This is a genomic window from Flagellimonas onchidii (assembly GCF_004804315.1).
In the GTDB taxonomy this organism is placed as follows: Bacteria; Bacteroidota; Bacteroidia; order Flavobacteriales; family Flavobacteriaceae; genus Flagellimonas; species Flagellimonas onchidii.
Genome location: NZ_SRXX01000004.1, coordinates 261406 through 276717 on the forward strand (window position 1 = coordinate 261406; position 15312 = coordinate 276717).

Here is a 15312-nt window from a genome sequence, read left to right on the forward strand (position 1 = left end):
TGGATTCTTTACATCGAAAATCCAGCACATTTAACAGCTATTTATCACTCATATGGCAAGGTATTTGTTAACTTTAAGAAAAGTTAGCGACCTATTTGCTATGAAAAAGCTGGTTTTTATCCTTGCCATATTTATTGTTTCTGTGTCTGTCACGGCGCAAGGAGATATTCCGACTACTCGCCCATTAAAAATTGGAGATAGAAACAATCTGGATATAAAACCCAGTAATCAGGGCACATCACTACGAATGCCTTCGGTGATTGACGAAAACCCGTTAACAAAAAACAACAAGCCTGGTATAAAAATGCTTCCAGATAAGGAACTGTTGCAGGCAGGCCATGATTTGGTCATAGATCCCAAAGTGGGAGAAAAAGAAAAAAAAGGTTCAAACAAGCATCTTGGCGACCAGTATTTGGGCGATGTGAAAACCAATGCCAAATTTATAGGTATTGTCTGTCGAGATCACGAATATGTGGATGGCGATCGGGTAAAAATCTATTTGAACGGGGTTGTTGTTGAGGCGAATATTTTACTCTCAGGTTCCTTCAGAGGAATCAACATTGATTTAACCGAAGGTTTTAATCGACTTGACTTTGAAGCTTTAAACCAAGGATCATCAGGTCCAAATACGGCTCAAGTGATAATAGCGGATGACAAAGGTCAGATTATACATAACAACCGATGGAACCTTTCTACTGGCTCAAAAGCCAGCCTCATTGTTGTTAAAGAAGGAGAATGATCATTCTCCTGGCCTATAGGTTTTAACAGCCCTTTTAAGTACATCATCCTTGTAAAAAGCTGCATCTTTCCATTGCACATCGGCATACCTTTGAATTTGGTCATCAAAATGTGGCGAATCGGGGTTTCCACTTTGACCGCCAGCCAAAATAGTCTTTGCCTTGACTTTTTCTCCGAACTCCACTGCTGCAACAAAACTATTGCCGCGAGTACCGTATATTTTTTTGGTTCCATTGTTGTACCGGGCACCGTAGGCCGCCAATGCACCCCATCTGCCACTGGCAAAACCAATAGGAATACTGGGTTTGTTATCGTCAAAGGCTTGACGGATATCACCATTCAACCGTTGATATCTATTTACTTCACCCCAAGGTATACTCCAATGCCCAAAGTCATTTTCTAGTTTGGTGACAGCTTCCTTAAAGATTTCTATTTTTTCTTTATCTGAAAATTCACCCCCCCAATACCCCACTAATTGCATGGCGTATAATCTTTCTGGTCTGTCCGCTTTTTCATAACACAATGTCCCGTAGTAATGCGCCAAGGTCATGGCCACAGATTCTTTAGAAGTTTTAAAGTCCCAGTTTCGCAGCTCCTCTATCGGTGCTCCCAAAGCTTTAGTCCTATCTATTTCATCATAAGCTTCAACCAACCCCGGTATTAAAGCTTTAAAAGCTGGTAAATATGGGTCGTGTGCAAGCTGAATCAAATCATCCAAAGTGTAACCACTCCTATCGGTCAACAATTCAATAGCATGAACTCCTCTAAAATTCTCTTGATCTCGGGACATATACTTGGGATAATCCCCACGTTTTGGGCTGTATTCCAACGCAGCCGTATAGGGTGTGGAATTACAGTTTTGAATCCAGCCGTTTTCAGGGTTCAGCACCAAAATATTCTCGTCCACGGTGTGTAACTCTTGCCAGTCGGTTTTGGGATTGCTACCATCCACCGGTTTTGTATAGTCAAAAATGGTATCCCTTTTAGGGATAAAATTTCCATGGAAATAAGCAATATTTCCCTCGGCATCGGCATATACCGTATTGTTTGAGGAATTGGTTCGGATATCCATCATTTTTCTGAAACCATTATAACCTTCTTGTTTAGTCCGAATGAAGGATTGCTCCAGTGCTTTAACTGGTTCCCACATCATGGCCGAAGCTGTCCATTGCCCATTCACTGCATGGGTAATTGGTCCATGATGGGTGCGGTACATAGGGAAGATCCTTTCTTGCAATCCATTTAAAGTTTTATATTTCAAGGTTACTTCCGATTCTTCAATAGGTCTTAATTCTTCGCCGTATTGATAGAAGGCCTTGTTTTTGCCCTCAATCACCATGGTTTTTTCAATGAATTCATCCATTACATCAGTATAAGTTGATGTATGCATCCAACCTGTTTTTTCGTTGAAGCCTTGATATACGAAAAATTGCCCCCAAGTAACGGCTCCATACGCATTTAACCCTTCTTCACTCACTACATGTACCTCTTCCCTGAAATAGAATGAGGTATGCGGATTAATCAGCAACATCGTATTGCCCGATTTCGTAAGCTCCCCAGAAATGGCAATACCGTTTGATCCCTGCGGTTCGGCCAGTTCGGCTTCTTTATTTTCAATTTCTTGCTCTTCTAAAAACCCGTTCGTTTTCTCTGGCATACCGGTTTCATAGAATGCTTTAATCTTCGCAATAGAAATCCGCTCAATGTCCCCTCCAATACTTCCTTCGCTAAAATACATTGGCATCCAAGGTTCGAATCGGGTCAGTAGTTTGGGTTTGACTTCTGGGTGGGTGTGTAAATAGTAATTAATTCCATCAGCAAAAGCATTGCATAGTTTTTTGAGCCATTCGGGGCTTTTTTCGTAATTGGCTATGGCCTCATCTTTTGTCATGAACAATCTAGCGCATAAATCGCTATAAAGTGCTTTCTCACCTTCTACCTCGGCCAATCTTCCGATAGCCCAAATGTAATTCTGCTCCACGCGGTTAAAGTCATCTTCGCATTGAGCATATAACAATCCGAAAACTGCATCAGCATCAGTCTTCCCATAAATGTGGGGCACCCCGAAATCGTCTCTAATAATGGTAATGTTTTCAGCTTGAGCTTGCCATTCTTCAACTTCCGTCTTAGGTTTTGAGTTGCAACCCAATAAAGTGAACAATGCAATCAACAGTAAAATTCTCATAAGGTTTATGCTTTTTTCAAAAACTGGGTCTTTAATACGATTTGGGATTTCCCAATTCTACATTCAACTTCTTGTGGATTGCCAGTGAGTCGAATATTTTTAATCATATTCCCTCTTTTAAGGGTTTTGGACATCCCTTTGATTTTCAAATCTTTGGTCACATGAACGTTATCCCCATCTGTTAGAATATTTCCATTACTGTCTTTGGTATCCATAAGTATGTTTTAGGTCTTCAATGTACAGTAAATGCATCTGAATTACTAATCGGACCGAACCCTACCAACTACCACTGGCTCCACCGCCGCCAGAGCTACCTCCACCTCCGGAAAAGCTACTGGAAGTGCTCCCCGAAGAACTAGAACCAAAAGAATGGCTTCCTGATGATGAGAAAGTCTTTCTTATGTACTTGCTGTCACTTTTAAACAACGAAAGCTGAAATCCCTCTTTACCCTTGATAAGAATTTTTGCAACTGCCAATAAAAGGGTCAAAAGAAAAAAATCTATCAAGACCAGAGACACCCACGATGTGTCATCAATTATAGTGTTCAAATCTTCAAAGCGAAAGCCGAAATTAAATATCTCCATCGCAAAAAGCATTGGCATGAGTATAAACACCATGGAAAAAACCACTGGAATCATTGAAAAAGTTACCATGAAAAGACCTCGGATTACACCAAGTTTTCCAATCAACATACCTCTAAAAGCCTCAACAATGCCCGAATAGGTTCTATAGAAAATAAAACCCCCAGCCCCAATAAATATTGAAAAGAAAATTGCCATAAAAATTCGGACTCCCCAACCCATATCGTTTTCAGCTTCCAAATCTTTCTTAAACTCTTCTAAAGCTTCTGGATTATTAAGAAATTCGATAAGTTGATTGGTCGCTAAATCCAATCCTTCAAAGTAATTCCCTTCTTTGAACTTCGGAATCATGGTGTTTCTGATAATTCCCGAAGCAACAGCGTCGGTGATATAGGGTTCCAACCCATAGCCAACTTCAATTCGAACCTCTCTATCAGCTTTTGCAAAAAGAATTAGAATGCCATTGTCCTTCCCTTTTTGACCCAACCCGTTTTGATTGAAAATGGAATTTGCGTATTCCTCAATGGTTTCATTTCCCAAAGTACTTATAGTCAAAACAACCACCTGGTTAGCAGTTTCTGTTTCAAAATGGGTAAGCTTTGTTCTAAGTCCTTGAAGTTCTTGGTCTGAAAAAATATGAGCATTATCTGTAACGATTTCATTTAATTGCGGATATGGTTGTTGCCCGAAGCCTGTTAAAGAAGATCCGAAGAGAAAAAAGAGAAGAAGACCTTTGTTCATTTTAAAAATTGTACCTGACCTCCTAAATATACAATATGTTGGGTTGACTCTGATCTACAAATTTACAGACCACTCAAACTGTTTTACGTCCGTATAATTTCAACTAACTTGTGCTTTATTTTACAAATTTTCATGTCTGATAAAAAAGTAAGTATCCTAAGTGCGTTCAGAACCATTATTTGGCCCAAAAGAAAGTTGGTTTTTATTGGTTTAGTACTCATTGCCATCAGTAGAGCGGCAAGTTTTGTTGTCCCGGCAGCCACAAGCCATCTTATTGATGATGTTGTGGTCAAAAAAGATATTGAAATGTTGAAATATCTGGTTGCGGGAGTCATGCTGGCCATTTTTGTTCAGGCTGTCACTTCTTTTTTATTGACCCGAATTCTGAGCGTACAGGCCCAATATCTAATTTCTGAGCTGAGAGCGCAAGTACAAAAAAAGGTGCTTTCATTACCCACTCGTTTTTTCGACAACACAAAGTCAGGCGCGTTGGTTTCGCGGATCATGTCCGATGTTGAGGGCGTTCGGAATTTGGTGGGTACGGGATTGGTTCAGTTGGTAGGAGGAGTGATTACGGCAGTGGTAGCTTTGGTTTTTTTGTTGAAAATCAGTGTTTTTATGACCCTGTTCACCTTTATTCCCCTAATCATTTTTGCAGGAATTGCACTCAAAGCCTTTAAAATCATCCGACCCATTTTTAGAGATCGTGGCAAAATCAATGCTGAAGTAAAGGGTAGACTGACAGAAACCTTAGGCGGAATCCGTGTTATTAAAGGGTTTAATGCTGAAAAACAAGAACACACGGTCTTTGAGGCTGGCGTGGACCGTTTGTACCAAAATGTAAAAAAGAGTCTCACAACTAGCGCTTTTATGACCAGTTCCTCAACCTTCTTATTGGGTGTGGCAACAACAAGTGTAATGGGTTTTGGTGGATACATGATTATTCAAGGCGACCTATCTGTAGGGAAATTTGTGGAATTTACTGTGCTACTGGGTATGATGATCGCACCTATTGTGCAAATGAGCAATATTGGAAGTCAATTGACCGAAGCCTTAGCTGGTTTGGACCGTACAGAGGAGCTTATGAACATGTCCCCTGAAGCAAACGAAGAAGAACGAACCAATGTGCTCAAATCGGTAAACGGGGATATTGTTTTTAATAACGTGTCGTTTTCATATGAAGAGGATAAAGAAGTTTTGCATAACATCAGTTTTAAGGTAAAATCGGGACAGGTGATTGCTTTAGTAGGTAGTTCCGGCTCAGGAAAATCGACAATTGCGGGTCTAGCTGCTAGTTTTTTGACTCCAGACTCCGGTGTTATCACTATTGATGGAAAAGATGTTTCCAAAGTCAACCTCAACAGTTTTAGACAACATTTGGGCGTGGTTCTTCAAGATGACTTTTTATTTGAAGGGACTATCAGGGAGAATATTCTATTCCCAAGACCAAATGCGACCGAAGATCAGCTTCAAAAAGCAATAAAAGCAGCTTACGTTGATGAGTTCACTAATCGATTTGATGAAGGATTGGGTACTTTAATCGGTGAACGAGGGGTGAAATTATCGGGAGGACAACGCCAGCGAATTGCCATTGCCAGAGCGGTTTTGGCGGATCCTAGAATATTGATTTTGGACGAGGCCACCTCAAGTCTTGATACCGAGTCCGAAGCTTTGATACAGAAAAGTTTGGCAGAACTCACCAAAGGCAGAACAACTTTTGTGATTGCCCACCGCTTGAGCACCATAAGAAAAGCCGACCAAATCTTAGTTATTGAAAACGGGAGAATAGCCGAGCAAGGCACCCACGAAGAACTGATTGCTTCGGAAGGAAGGTATTACAATCTGTTTACCTATCAAGCAAGAATATAAAAAGGTATAAGGCAATGCTTCATTAATAAAAATTAATACGAAATCATTCAATTTTTTTAGCCTCTTCCACTATGTTTCCATTTTCCCTTACAATCATTTTGGTAACAAAGCCATTATCAACGACAAACTCAAAAGTAAGTGGAGCTTTGTTTGTAAAAAACATATTTTCTGATTCTGGGCTTATAATAAGTTGCATATCTCCAGAATTCATTTGAAGTGCATTCTCCTTCTTAGTTATGATAGCCCGTACATTTTGACCCTTATATTTTCCCACATAACTCTCTAAAATTGCATTGGAAATAGTAATTTCTTCCTTTTTGTTGGCTGTAGTATTAGGGTTTTTATGGTCATAGCTCAAAACTCTTTTTAACTTCCATGAATCATTTTCTTTTATCCAGAGATGAGAAAATTTAGCTGTGCTAGTCAAATAAGGTTCTTTATCATTTTCTTTGATAAAAAACTCATGAGTCCCATTTTGAATTGCCCCATATAATCTCCCCTTATCATAAAGAGGAAATATTTCGAGGCTATTTTCCATCAATTTACGAATAGGTTTCTGCTTCTGATTTGAACAAATATTCTGTTTTATGGTCGACAAAAACTTTTCTTTGGAGTTAGTAATACCTCCTTGGTCATGATAAAATTCGAGGTCATCACTAATAAGAGGTTCTATATCCGAAATCATACATTGATTGAAACCATTTTCAAAAAGAACCGCATCCATTTTTTTAATTGTTTCAAAAAGTTCATCTGAAGTTTCTGCTTGTGCAGTTGTTTTTTGAAATGGTAAAAGAAAAATTGTGAATAGAAAAATAGCTTGAGAAACATAACTTGTTTTCATGATTGATGTTTTATGATTGATTGTGTTAAAGAAGAGGCTTTTTTCTTTTTGTTACAATCTTTTAAAAGTTTTGCTAAAAAACTCTATATCCCCGCGCATGACTGTCTTTTCCTATCATCCTTGTAGAATAAGTGTCCACTGATTTTATGGATTATGGAAGAAATTTTTGAAAAGAAAATGTAGTTATAAGTAAGACTGGCACATCAACCAACTCAAAAAAATAGCAGGCATTCTAATTTTCATACTATACCAAAACAACATAAACTATTTATAGAGACATCTTAGGCTTCTTCGGGAGCTAATTCTACCTCTAAGCCATCTAAGTCATCCGTCATATGGATTTGGCAGCCCAACCTACTATTGTCTTCCACAAAAAAAGCTTCGGCAAGCATAGCTTCTTCATCATCAGATTTTTCGGGTAGTTTATGGTCTGATTTTACATAGCACTGGCATGAGGCACACATGGCCATTCCACCGCAAATTCCAATCGTTCCCTCAGGAGCAAGTTCATAGGAACGAACTACTTCCATTAGGTTCATGTTCATATCCGTAGGCGCATCTATTTCATGTTGCACCCCATCACGGTCAATAATCTTAATCTTTATGTCTGACATATTATTTAGTATGCTAGTGGTTTTAGTGAAATAGTGGGTTAGTTAATCCGCGGCCAAATCTTTCAAATCAAATTCTATTTCATCGATTTAATAAAAGCATATAACATCTTGGAAACTTCATTGGTTTTTTCAATTAAGATTTGTGATTTGTTTCTGTCGGTATAATTTAATCTTTCTGACAAATATAGCATTGATCTTACTTCACTATTCGAAGCAAGTGCGAAGTAAAGAAATCTTTTGAAATCGGCATTGGATTGTCTTTCGAAACCTTCAGCTATATTATTGGAAATAGAAACGGATGCCCTTGTAATTTGATCTTTGAAACCAAAATCTTTAAGAGTAGAAAACAGGTTGTAGATTTCTACAGCCAAATCCTGAGATTTTTGCCACATTTTTAAATCTTCAAAACGTTGAACAGTCATGTTTTAACTTCTTCAAACTATTCCACTAGAGCACTATCCAACTAATCGATAGATTTAACCACAGCCTTAGGTGCTTCTTTTTTACTGCCATCGAATCCTGAAACCCCACCAACAGTAGTGTATTTCATCACATACTTTTTATCAGGATAGATGCGTTGATAGGCACTTTGGCACATCAAGGTGGCTTCATGGAAACCACATAAAATCAATTTCAACTTGCCAGGATAGGTATTTACATCACCAATGGCATAAATGCCAGGAATATTAGTTTGATAGTCCAAAGTGTTGTCCACTTTTATGGCGTTCTTTTCAATATCAAGCCCCCATTCAGCAATCGGGCCCAATTTAGGGGAAAGTCCAAAAAGTGGAATAAAATCATCCACCTCTAGATCAATTTCTTCTGAATTATCGGTTTTTCTAACAATTACCCTTTCAAGCTTGTTTTCACCTTGAAGGCCAACAACCTCTGCCGGAGTTATCAGATTGATTTTTCTCTGGTTTTTGAGTTGTTGCACTTTTTCCACAGAATCCAAAGCTCCCCTAAATTCGTTACGACGGTGCACCAAAGTCACTTCGGCGGCCACATCGGCCAAAAATATTGACCAATCCAACGCCGAATCCCCTCCACCTGCTATCAATACTTTTTTATCACGATAAACCTCAGGGTCCTTAATCATATAAGCGACACCTTTGTCCTCGAAATTCGAAAGGTTGTCCAACAATGGTTTTCTGGGTTCAAAACTGCCCAATCCCCCAGCAATGGCCACAATCGGAGCATGATGTTGAGTTCCTTTGTTGGTGGTAACCACGAAAGAACCATCTTCCTGTTTTTCAATTTTTTCTGCTCGCTCCCCCAAAGTGAATCCTGGTTGAAAGGGTGCTATTTGTTCCATTAGGTTGTCTACCAATTTTCCGGCCAGTACTTCTGGAAATCCAGGAATATCATAAATAGGCTTTTTCGGATATATCTCTGAACACTGCCCTCCGGGCTGGGGCAAGGCATCAATTAGATGACATTTTAATTGTAGCAGACCTGCTTCAAAAACAGTAAAAAGACCCGTAGGGCCTGCTCCAATAATCAATATATCGGTTTTAATCATTCAGAATCGTTTTGGGATATCTGCGCAACTTAAGTTTTGTTACAAGAGAGAGCTATGACATTTGTCAGTCTAACCAATATTGACCACTTCCTCAATTTGTGGAGCATATTTTTTAATGGTCATTTCCACCCCACTTTTTAAGGTCATTTGGTTGACACTGCACCCAATACAGTTGCCTTCAAGTTTTACTTTTACGGAGCTATCATTATCTATTGAAATCAACGAAATATCTCCTCCGTCGCTTTGCAGAAATGGTCGTATCTCATCCAAAGCTTTTTCCACATTGCTTCTAATCTCTTCTGATGTCATGCTCATTTCTTTTTAACGGCAGCACAACCTGCCATAGTTGTAATTTTTATTGCCTCGGTCGGCGGTAGATCTGTATTTCTTTTTACAAGCTCCTGAACTACATTCCTGGTCAATTCCTCAAATGCTTCCTCGGTTGGTGTAGCCGTTTGTAATGCAGCAGGCCTTCCTACATCTCCAGCCTCGCGAATGCTCTGAACCAACGGAATCTCTCCCAAAAATGGTGTATCCAAGTCCTCAGCCAAGTTTTTAGCTCCATCTTTCCCAAAGATATGATATTTGTTGTTAGGCAATTCTGCTGGAGTAAAGTAAGCCATGTTTTCCACTATACCTAACACAGGTACGCTAATAGCTTCTTGTTGGAACATAGCAACTCCCTTTCTTGCATCAGCAAGAGCAATTTCTTGCGGGGTACTCACCACTACAGCTCCCGTAACTGGCAACGATTGCATGATACTTAAGTGGATATCTCCTGTTCCCGGGGGTAAATCCAGCAAAAGAAAATCCAATTCGCCCCAATGGGCATCGAAAATCATTTGGTTCAATGCTTTGGACGCCATAGGCCCTCTCCAGATCACTGCTTGGTTGGGTTGCGTGAAAAATCCAATGGAAAGTAGCTTTACACCATAGTTTTCCACGGGTTTCATCTTGGACTTACCGTTTACATTAACCGAAAGGGGTTTTTCCAAAGCAACATCAAACATAATCGGCATGGAAGGCCCATAAATATCCGTATCCAGTAAACCAACTTTAAAGCCCATTTTGGCCAAAGTAACCGCCATGTTCGCAGTAACGGTAGATTTTCCAACCCCTCCCTTACCTGATGCCACGGCAATGATATTTTGAATTCCTGGAATCGGATTTCCTTTAATCTGATTCACCTTTGGTGTTGTAGGTGCATCAACCTTAAGGTTGACCTTTATCTTCGCCTTTTCATAAACTTCTTTATGAATGATTTTTAAAATCTCAACTTCGGTTTTCTTTTTGGCTTGAAGGCTTGGGTTTTTTATGGTCACATCTACCTCAACTTCATCACCAAATACTTGCACATTGGTCACGGCACCGCTTTCCACCAAATTTTGACCTTCTCCCGGAGCGGATATATTTTCCAATGCTTTAAGAATATCTGCCTTGTTCAACTTCATTGATCCTTTTTTTGTTTGCAGTCGTTTAAACCTATTCTAAATTACAAAGATACGGCTTGCCACTTATTTTAAGAAGTTTGGCAATTGAAAATGAAGATGATGGGATTGAGTATGGCTATCGTAGAAGGGTGAAAGGGAGATTGGGTTAAGGACAAAAAGTTTTGGGCGAAAGATTGTCATTGTAAACTGTTCATTAAACATTGTTTACTGTTAGCCTTAAAGCAGTTCTTTGCCTGGGTCCCAAAAGTGTTTCTGAAAATCGACAATTTGGTTATCCCGTATTTCAACACCTTCGTTTTCTAGAAGTTGTTGCATGAGGTTTGTTCCATCAAAATGGTGCTTCCCGGTAAGTATTCCTTTTCTATTTACCACTCGATGGGCTGGAACATCCTTTGCTGCAGAATTGTTCATAGCCCATCCCACCATTCTAGCACTTCTGGCGGCTCCCAAATATTTCGCGATAGCCCCGTATGATGTCACCCTTCCGTATGGAATCTGTTGAGCTACTTCATAGACCTTGTCAAAAAAGTTTTTCTCTTCCATTTTATTTATAGAAAATACGAATCAAGGTAATAACCAACAGCACCAACATTAAAGCACTTAGTATGTAATTGGAATTTTTTGAAAATCTGTTGGTCTTTGTCTCAAGTTTATTAAAATAAAAAGTATAAAGATAGAGTACTGAAAACGTACCCGCTCCAGCGGCCACCACAAATGTTGTAATATCCCAAGCTTCAAACTTAATCCAGCCCGCTTCATTCCACATGGCATTTAAACCACTATAATAGGGAATGGTAAGCAGATTAAGGGCTGCTAAAAGTGTTCCTTTAAAAAAACTGTTCCTTCTGCTGACCTTTACCTCTGGCATTTCCTGCTTTTTATTTCGTTTAGCGACAACAAAAAAATATACAGCAAAAAAGGCAAAGACAATCAAGGCAATTTTCAGCAATATATCTATTACCTCAGGGTTTCTATACAAAAATTTAGAAATGAGCACAGCGATATAAGCTTGGACCATAATCATGGAAGAAACACCCAAACTGAAAATTATACCATCTAACTTTCCTTTTTCAACGCTAGTTTTTGCGGCATTCATGTTCAACAATCCCGGAGGTACCGTGGCCATGAACGCAGCCGAAAAAGTGGCAAAAAAAAGAATAAGTATGTGCGTCATTGGTTAGTTTATCCTAAACTGGATATAGGTAATTGGTTTTCCTTGTTCAAGATACTGATTTTCATAAAATGTCTGGATTTCCAAAACTTCGGGTGGACTGCCTGCATTTTTATACACATCGTGGTTCGAATACAGAATTTCATGTCCTTGCCCTTGCAAAAGTCCAAGGGTATATCCATGCATAAATTCGCTATCTGTTTTTAGGTTGACAATACCTTTTGGTTTAAGTAGGTGTTTGTATTTCTTCAAAAAATCCGGATTGGTCAAACGATGCTTGGTTCGTTTGTATTTAATCTGAGGGTCAGGGAAAGTTATCCAAATTTCATCGATTTCATTTTCCGCAAACAGCTGGTCAATCAATTCTATTTGGGTTCGTAAAAAAGCTACATTGCCCAAGTTTTCTTCTTTGGCCGATTTTGCTCCCCGCCAAAACCTTGCTCCTTTAATATCAATCCCAATAAAGTTCTTAGCGGGGTTTCGCTTCGCTAGCCCTACTGTATATTCACCCTTTCCACAACCCAATTCCAATACAATGGGGTAATCATTGTCAAAAAAGGAATTCCATTTTCCTTTAAACTTAAATCCACCTATAACTTCCTCTCTTGAGGGTTGGATTACATTGGTAAATGTTTCGTTCTCCTTAAACCGTTTTAACTTGTTCTTGCTTCCCACCTAGATTGCTTGAATTGAACAAAATTTAATGTTTTGGCAAAACTAAGGAAATCCCCAAGCAATTTTGTTTTTGTTTTTTTGACCTTATGCAAAGTTCTAAACGTATACTAGTTGCCCCATTAAATTGGGGGCTTGGACATGCCACTAGATGCATCCCTATCATCAAGGCACTTTTAAATCATGGTCACCAACCATTTTTGGCATCTGATGGTGTTGCGCTTTCACTTCTGCAAAAAGAATTTCCAAATTTGCCTTCATTTGAGTTGCCATCGTACAAAATTACATATGCCGAAAAAGGAAGGAATTTTAAGATAAAAATGATTTGGGACTCCCCGAAGGTCCTAAAGGCTGTGACCAAGGAGAAAAAGGCTGTTAAAAAATTGGTCAAGGAACATCAAATTGACGGAATTATATCTGACAATAGGCTGGGAGTATACTACAAGAAGGTACCCTGTGTTTTTATTACCCACCAACTCAACGTACTCTCGGGAAACACCACGTGGATGAGCTCCAAAGCACATCAAAAAATCATTAAAAAATTTGATGCTTGTTGGGTACCCGATGTAGAGCACAAACCAAATTTGACTGGTAAATTGGGGCATTTGAAAAAACCCAACATGAACATCAAATACCTTGGCCCCCTGAGCCGGTTCGAAAAGGAAGAAACAGATATTGATTATGATTTGATGGTGCTTTTATCTGGGCCAGAACCGCAACGTACATTTTTGGAAGAGAAACTTTTGTTCGAATTGAAGGGGATTAAGGGAAACATTCTTTTTGTAAAGGGAAAAATAGAAGATACCCAAATCAAAGAACAAATTGAAAATGGCAACTCTACTGTAGATATTTATAATTTTATGCAGTCCGAAGAATTGCAAAATGCCATCAACCGAAGCGCAAAAATTTTATGTCGGTCCGGATATACCACTGTAATGGATTTGGCCAAACTGGAAAAAAAGGCATTCTTTATTCCAACTCCAGGGCAATACGAACAAGAATATTTAGCCAAACGTTTACAAAAACAAGTTTTGGTTCCATTTAGTTCCCAAGACGAATTTAAACTACAGGATTTAGGTCGAATCGAAGATTTTGAAGGCTTGACCCAGTTTGAATCTTCTATGAATTACACAGAACTTTTTGGTGTTTTTTCTATCGTGAAGGAAAATTCAGAACCAATTCCTTCTTCACTCTCTACGTAAATTTTTTCATCGTGGGCTTCGATAATGTGCTTTACAATAGATAACCCCAGTCCGGAACCCCCTTCATTTCGACTCCCACTTTGGTCAACGCGATAAAATCTTTCGAATAATCTAGGAATATGCGGTTCGGGTATCCCATATCCATTATCAGTCACCCTTACTATCACTTTGTTTTTAATCAGGTTTTCCACACTTACCTCTGTAGTACCGTTAGGGTGCCCATATTTGATAGAGTTCACCAATAGATTGCTCACCAGCTGCTGTATTTTCTCCTTGTCGGCATTTACATAAATAGGTTCGTACTCCATGTCAAAAGTCAACATAATGTCTTTCTGGGCCGCCTTCATTTCCAAAAGGTCAAAAACATTTTGGATGAGATCTATGATATCAAAATCCTCGCGCTCCAATTTTAACTCCCCGACTTCAAGCTTGGTGATTAAATCGAGGTCTTTTACAATATATATCAGTCTTTCAACTCCCTTATTTGCGCGATTCAGGTATTTTTCCCTGATTTTCTTATCGTTCATGGCTCCATCCAACAAGGTAAGAATATAGCCCTGCACAGTAAACAGAGGTGTTTTAAGTTCATGGGATACATTTCCCAAAAAATCTTTACGGTATTCTTCCCTTATTTTAAGCGTATCAATTTCAATTTTCTTCCCTTCGGCAAACTTTTCAATCTCCTGTATTAAGGTTTTCATATCGGTGGTGACCGGTTTGGATGAAAAAGAGGAAGACTCCAAAAGGGAGACATCATCATAGATTTTCTTCACCCTTCTATAAATAAACCGCTCAACCCTAATCTGTATAATAATGAAGGAAACAGAAAAGCATATTAGCCCGCATAAGATTACAACAAACCAATCCAATCGGCCTTGGGAATTGAGAAAAATTGCACAGAATCCGCTTAGAAAAATAGCAATAAGAAGGGACGACCTTAAGGCAAACTTATAGGATTTCCTTAACTGAACAGCCATTATAAGACAAACTTGTACCCTACACCTTTGACGGTTTTAAAGTGGTCGTCGCCAATTTTTTCACGTAATTTTCTAATGTGCACATCTATTGTGCGCCCACCAACAACTACCTCATTTCCCCAGACTTTGTCCATAATTACTTCACGCTTAAAAACCTTATTGGGTTTGGAGGTCAGCAAAGAAAGTAACTCAAATTCTTTTCTGGGGAGAATTATTTCATTACCATCATTGATAATCTTGTACTCTTCCCTGTTGATGATGATGTTGCCCACTTTTACAATTTCATCGGTATCACTCTTATCTTCCTTCAACCGTCGAAGTAAGGCTTTCACTTTACTGACCAGCACCTTTGGTTTTATAGGCTTGGTAATGTAATCATCCGCCCCTGCATCGAATCCGGCCACTTGGGAGTAATCCTCACCACGCGCCGTCAAGAAGGTAATGATAGTGTTCTCAAGACCAGATGTGTTACGAATTATCTCGCAGGCTTCGATACCGTCCATTTCAGGCATCATAACATCCAAAATAATCAAATGGGGGTTTTTTTTCTTTGCTTTTGCAACACCTTCAACTCCGTTTTTGGCCGTGTAGACTTGATAACCTTCTGCTGAAAGATTGTAGCTCACAATCTCAAGAATATCTGGCTCGTCATCTACAAGTAAAATCTTAATGTCCTTAGTCTCCATAGGATGTTTTTTTACAATGAATAGGTGCCCAAATGTAAAGATAATACTATAACGGTGTTAA

Annotated in this window: 18 protein-coding genes; 4 read left to right on the top strand and 14 right to left on the bottom strand. The window is 39.1% G+C overall.

Annotation, left to right across the window (positions count from 1 at the left end):
• Window positions 1-100: 100 nt before the first annotated feature.
• Window positions 101-739 carry a hypothetical protein gene (locus E4661_RS06405; protein WP_136465995.1) on the top strand — a complete coding sequence of 213 codons (639 nt, stop codon included), beginning with the start codon at window positions 101-103 and terminating at the stop codon, window positions 737-739.
• Here the strand turns inward: E4661_RS06405 and E4661_RS06410 are convergent, their stop codons facing one another.
• The 3 genes from E4661_RS06410 to E4661_RS06420 form a co-directional block, all read right to left on the bottom strand.
• Window positions 740-2923 (bottom strand): acylase, encoded by a 2184-nt coding sequence (locus E4661_RS06410; protein WP_136465996.1) that lies wholly within the window; start codon window positions 2921-2923, stop codon window positions 740-742.
• A 5-nt stretch (window positions 2924-2928) separates the two neighbouring features.
• Window positions 2929-3138: an alkylphosphonate utilization protein gene (locus tag E4661_RS06415; RefSeq protein WP_136465997.1), complete on the bottom strand. Its 210-nt coding sequence runs from the start codon at window positions 3136-3138 to the stop codon at window positions 2929-2931.
• A 61-nt stretch (window positions 3139-3199) separates the two neighbouring features.
• Entirely contained in the window at window positions 3200-4246 is a 1047-nt protein-coding gene (locus E4661_RS06420; protein ID WP_136465998.1) for a TPM domain-containing protein, read from the bottom strand.
• A 132-nt stretch (window positions 4247-4378) separates the two neighbouring features.
• Here E4661_RS06420 and E4661_RS06425 point away from each other — a divergent pair, with 132 nt between their 5' ends.
• Entirely contained in the window at window positions 4379-6115 is a 1737-nt protein-coding gene (locus E4661_RS06425) for an ABC transporter ATP-binding protein (protein WP_136465999.1), read from the top strand.
• Between the two features lie 43 nt (window positions 6116-6158).
• On the opposite strand, the gene E4661_RS06430 is transcribed toward E4661_RS06425, so the two are convergent.
• The 9 genes from E4661_RS06430 to trmB all read right to left on the bottom strand — a co-directional run bounded on the left by E4661_RS06430 (window position 6159) and on the right by trmB (window position 12389).
• Window positions 6159-6956 carry a DUF4440 domain-containing protein gene (locus E4661_RS06430; protein ID WP_136466000.1) on the bottom strand — a complete coding sequence of 266 codons (798 nt, stop codon included), beginning with the start codon at window positions 6954-6956 and terminating at the stop codon, window positions 6159-6161.
• 281 nt (window positions 6957-7237) lie between these two features.
• Window positions 7238-7570 (bottom strand): 2Fe-2S iron-sulfur cluster-binding protein, encoded by a 333-nt coding sequence (locus E4661_RS06435; protein ID WP_136466001.1) that lies wholly within the window; start codon window positions 7568-7570, stop codon window positions 7238-7240.
• A 74-nt stretch (window positions 7571-7644) separates the two neighbouring features.
• Window positions 7645-7992 carry a four helix bundle protein gene (locus tag E4661_RS06440; protein ID WP_136466002.1) on the bottom strand — a complete coding sequence of 116 codons (348 nt, stop codon included), beginning with the start codon at window positions 7990-7992 and terminating at the stop codon, window positions 7645-7647.
• A gap of 41 nt (window positions 7993-8033) precedes the next feature.
• Complete coding sequence (locus E4661_RS06445; RefSeq protein ID WP_136466003.1) at window positions 8034-9092, bottom strand: NAD(P)/FAD-dependent oxidoreductase; 1059 nt, start codon at window positions 9090-9092, stop codon at window positions 8034-8036.
• Between the two features lie 69 nt (window positions 9093-9161).
• Window positions 9162-9401, bottom strand: a complete 240-nt coding sequence (locus tag E4661_RS06450) for a NifU family protein (RefSeq protein ID WP_136466004.1) — start codon at window positions 9399-9401, stop codon at window positions 9162-9164.
• A 2-nt stretch (window positions 9402-9403) separates the two neighbouring features.
• Complete coding sequence (locus tag E4661_RS06455) at window positions 9404-10543, bottom strand: Mrp/NBP35 family ATP-binding protein (RefSeq protein ID WP_136466005.1); 1140 nt, start codon at window positions 10541-10543, stop codon at window positions 9404-9406.
• A 216-nt stretch (window positions 10544-10759) separates the two neighbouring features.
• Window positions 10760-11086, bottom strand: a complete 327-nt coding sequence (locus E4661_RS06460) for an MGMT family protein (protein WP_136466006.1) — start codon at window positions 11084-11086, stop codon at window positions 10760-10762.
• Between the two features lies 1 nt (window position 11087).
• Complete coding sequence (locus tag E4661_RS06465; RefSeq protein WP_136466007.1) at window positions 11088-11717, bottom strand: LysE family transporter; 630 nt, start codon at window positions 11715-11717, stop codon at window positions 11088-11090.
• 3 nt (window positions 11718-11720) lie between these two features.
• A complete protein-coding gene (trmB, locus tag E4661_RS06470) occupies window positions 11721-12389 on the bottom strand; it encodes a tRNA (guanosine(46)-N7)-methyltransferase TrmB (RefSeq protein WP_136466008.1) in 669 nt (222 codons plus the stop codon).
• 86 nt (window positions 12390-12475) lie between these two features.
• Between trmB and E4661_RS06475 the strand changes: the two genes are divergently transcribed.
• On the top strand, window positions 12476-13588 hold the full coding sequence (locus E4661_RS06475) for a UDP-N-acetylglucosamine--N-acetylmuramyl-(pentapeptide) pyrophosphoryl-undecaprenol N-acetylglucosamine transferase (RefSeq protein ID WP_136466009.1): 1113 nt from the start codon (window positions 12476-12478) through the stop codon (window positions 13586-13588).
• Here E4661_RS06475 and E4661_RS06480 read toward each other — a convergent pair.
• Window positions 13513-14457 carry a sensor histidine kinase gene (locus tag E4661_RS06480; protein WP_417936348.1) on the bottom strand — a complete coding sequence of 315 codons (945 nt, stop codon included), beginning with the start codon at window positions 14455-14457 and terminating at the stop codon, window positions 13513-13515. The genes E4661_RS06475 and E4661_RS06480 overlap by 76 nt on opposite strands.
• Between E4661_RS06480 and E4661_RS19380 the strand changes: the two genes are divergently transcribed.
• On the top strand, window positions 14402-14542 hold the full coding sequence (locus tag E4661_RS19380) for a hypothetical protein (protein ID WP_240751421.1): 141 nt from the start codon (window positions 14402-14404) through the stop codon (window positions 14540-14542). The two genes, E4661_RS06480 and E4661_RS19380, sit on opposite strands and share 56 nt — an antisense overlap.
• A 22-nt stretch (window positions 14543-14564) precedes the next feature.
• Here E4661_RS19380 and E4661_RS06485 read toward each other — a convergent pair whose 3' ends face one another.
• Window positions 14565-15251 carry a response regulator transcription factor gene (locus E4661_RS06485; RefSeq protein WP_136466011.1) on the bottom strand — a complete coding sequence of 229 codons (687 nt, stop codon included), beginning with the start codon at window positions 15249-15251 and terminating at the stop codon, window positions 14565-14567.
• Window positions 15252-15312: the final 61 nt, after the last annotated feature.

Coding starts and splice junctions, on each gene's coding strand:
- E4661_RS06405 (WP_136465995.1), top strand. CDS start 101: ATGAAAAAGCTGGTTTTTATCCTTGCCATATTTATTGTTTCTGTGTCT.
- E4661_RS06410 (WP_136465996.1), bottom strand. CDS start 2,923: ATGAGAATTTTACTGTTGATTGCATTGTTCACTTTATTGGGTTGCAAC.
- E4661_RS06415 (WP_136465997.1), bottom strand. CDS start 3,138: ATGGATACCAAAGACAGTAATGGAAATATTCTAACAGATGGGGATAAC.
- E4661_RS06420 (WP_136465998.1), bottom strand. CDS start 4,246: ATGAACAAAGGTCTTCTTCTCTTTTTTCTCTTCGGATCTTCTTTAACA.
- E4661_RS06425 (WP_136465999.1), top strand. CDS start 4,379: ATGTCTGATAAAAAAGTAAGTATCCTAAGTGCGTTCAGAACCATTATT.
- E4661_RS06430 (WP_136466000.1), bottom strand. CDS start 6,956: ATGAAAACAAGTTATGTTTCTCAAGCTATTTTTCTATTCACAATTTTT.
- E4661_RS06435 (WP_136466001.1), bottom strand. CDS start 7,570: ATGTCAGACATAAAGATTAAGATTATTGACCGTGATGGGGTGCAACAT.
- E4661_RS06440 (WP_136466002.1), bottom strand. CDS start 7,992: ATGACTGTTCAACGTTTTGAAGATTTAAAAATGTGGCAAAAATCTCAG.
- E4661_RS06445 (WP_136466003.1), bottom strand. CDS start 9,092: ATGATTAAAACCGATATATTGATTATTGGAGCAGGCCCTACGGGTCTT.
- E4661_RS06450 (WP_136466004.1), bottom strand. CDS start 9,401: ATGACATCAGAAGAGATTAGAAGCAATGTGGAAAAAGCTTTGGATGAG.
- E4661_RS06455 (WP_136466005.1), bottom strand. CDS start 10,543: ATGAAGTTGAACAAGGCAGATATTCTTAAAGCATTGGAAAATATATCC.
- E4661_RS06460 (WP_136466006.1), bottom strand. CDS start 11,086: ATGGAAGAGAAAAACTTTTTTGACAAGGTCTATGAAGTAGCTCAACAG.
- E4661_RS06465 (WP_136466007.1), bottom strand. CDS start 11,717: ATGACGCACATACTTATTCTTTTTTTTGCCACTTTTTCGGCTGCGTTC.
- E4661_RS06475 (WP_136466009.1), top strand. CDS start 12,476: ATGCAAAGTTCTAAACGTATACTAGTTGCCCCATTAAATTGGGGGCTT.
- E4661_RS19380 (WP_240751421.1), top strand. CDS start 14,402: ATGAAGGAAACAGAAAAGCATATTAGCCCGCATAAGATTACAACAAAC.
- E4661_RS06485 (WP_136466011.1), bottom strand. CDS start 15,251: ATGGAGACTAAGGACATTAAGATTTTACTTGTAGATGACGAGCCAGAT.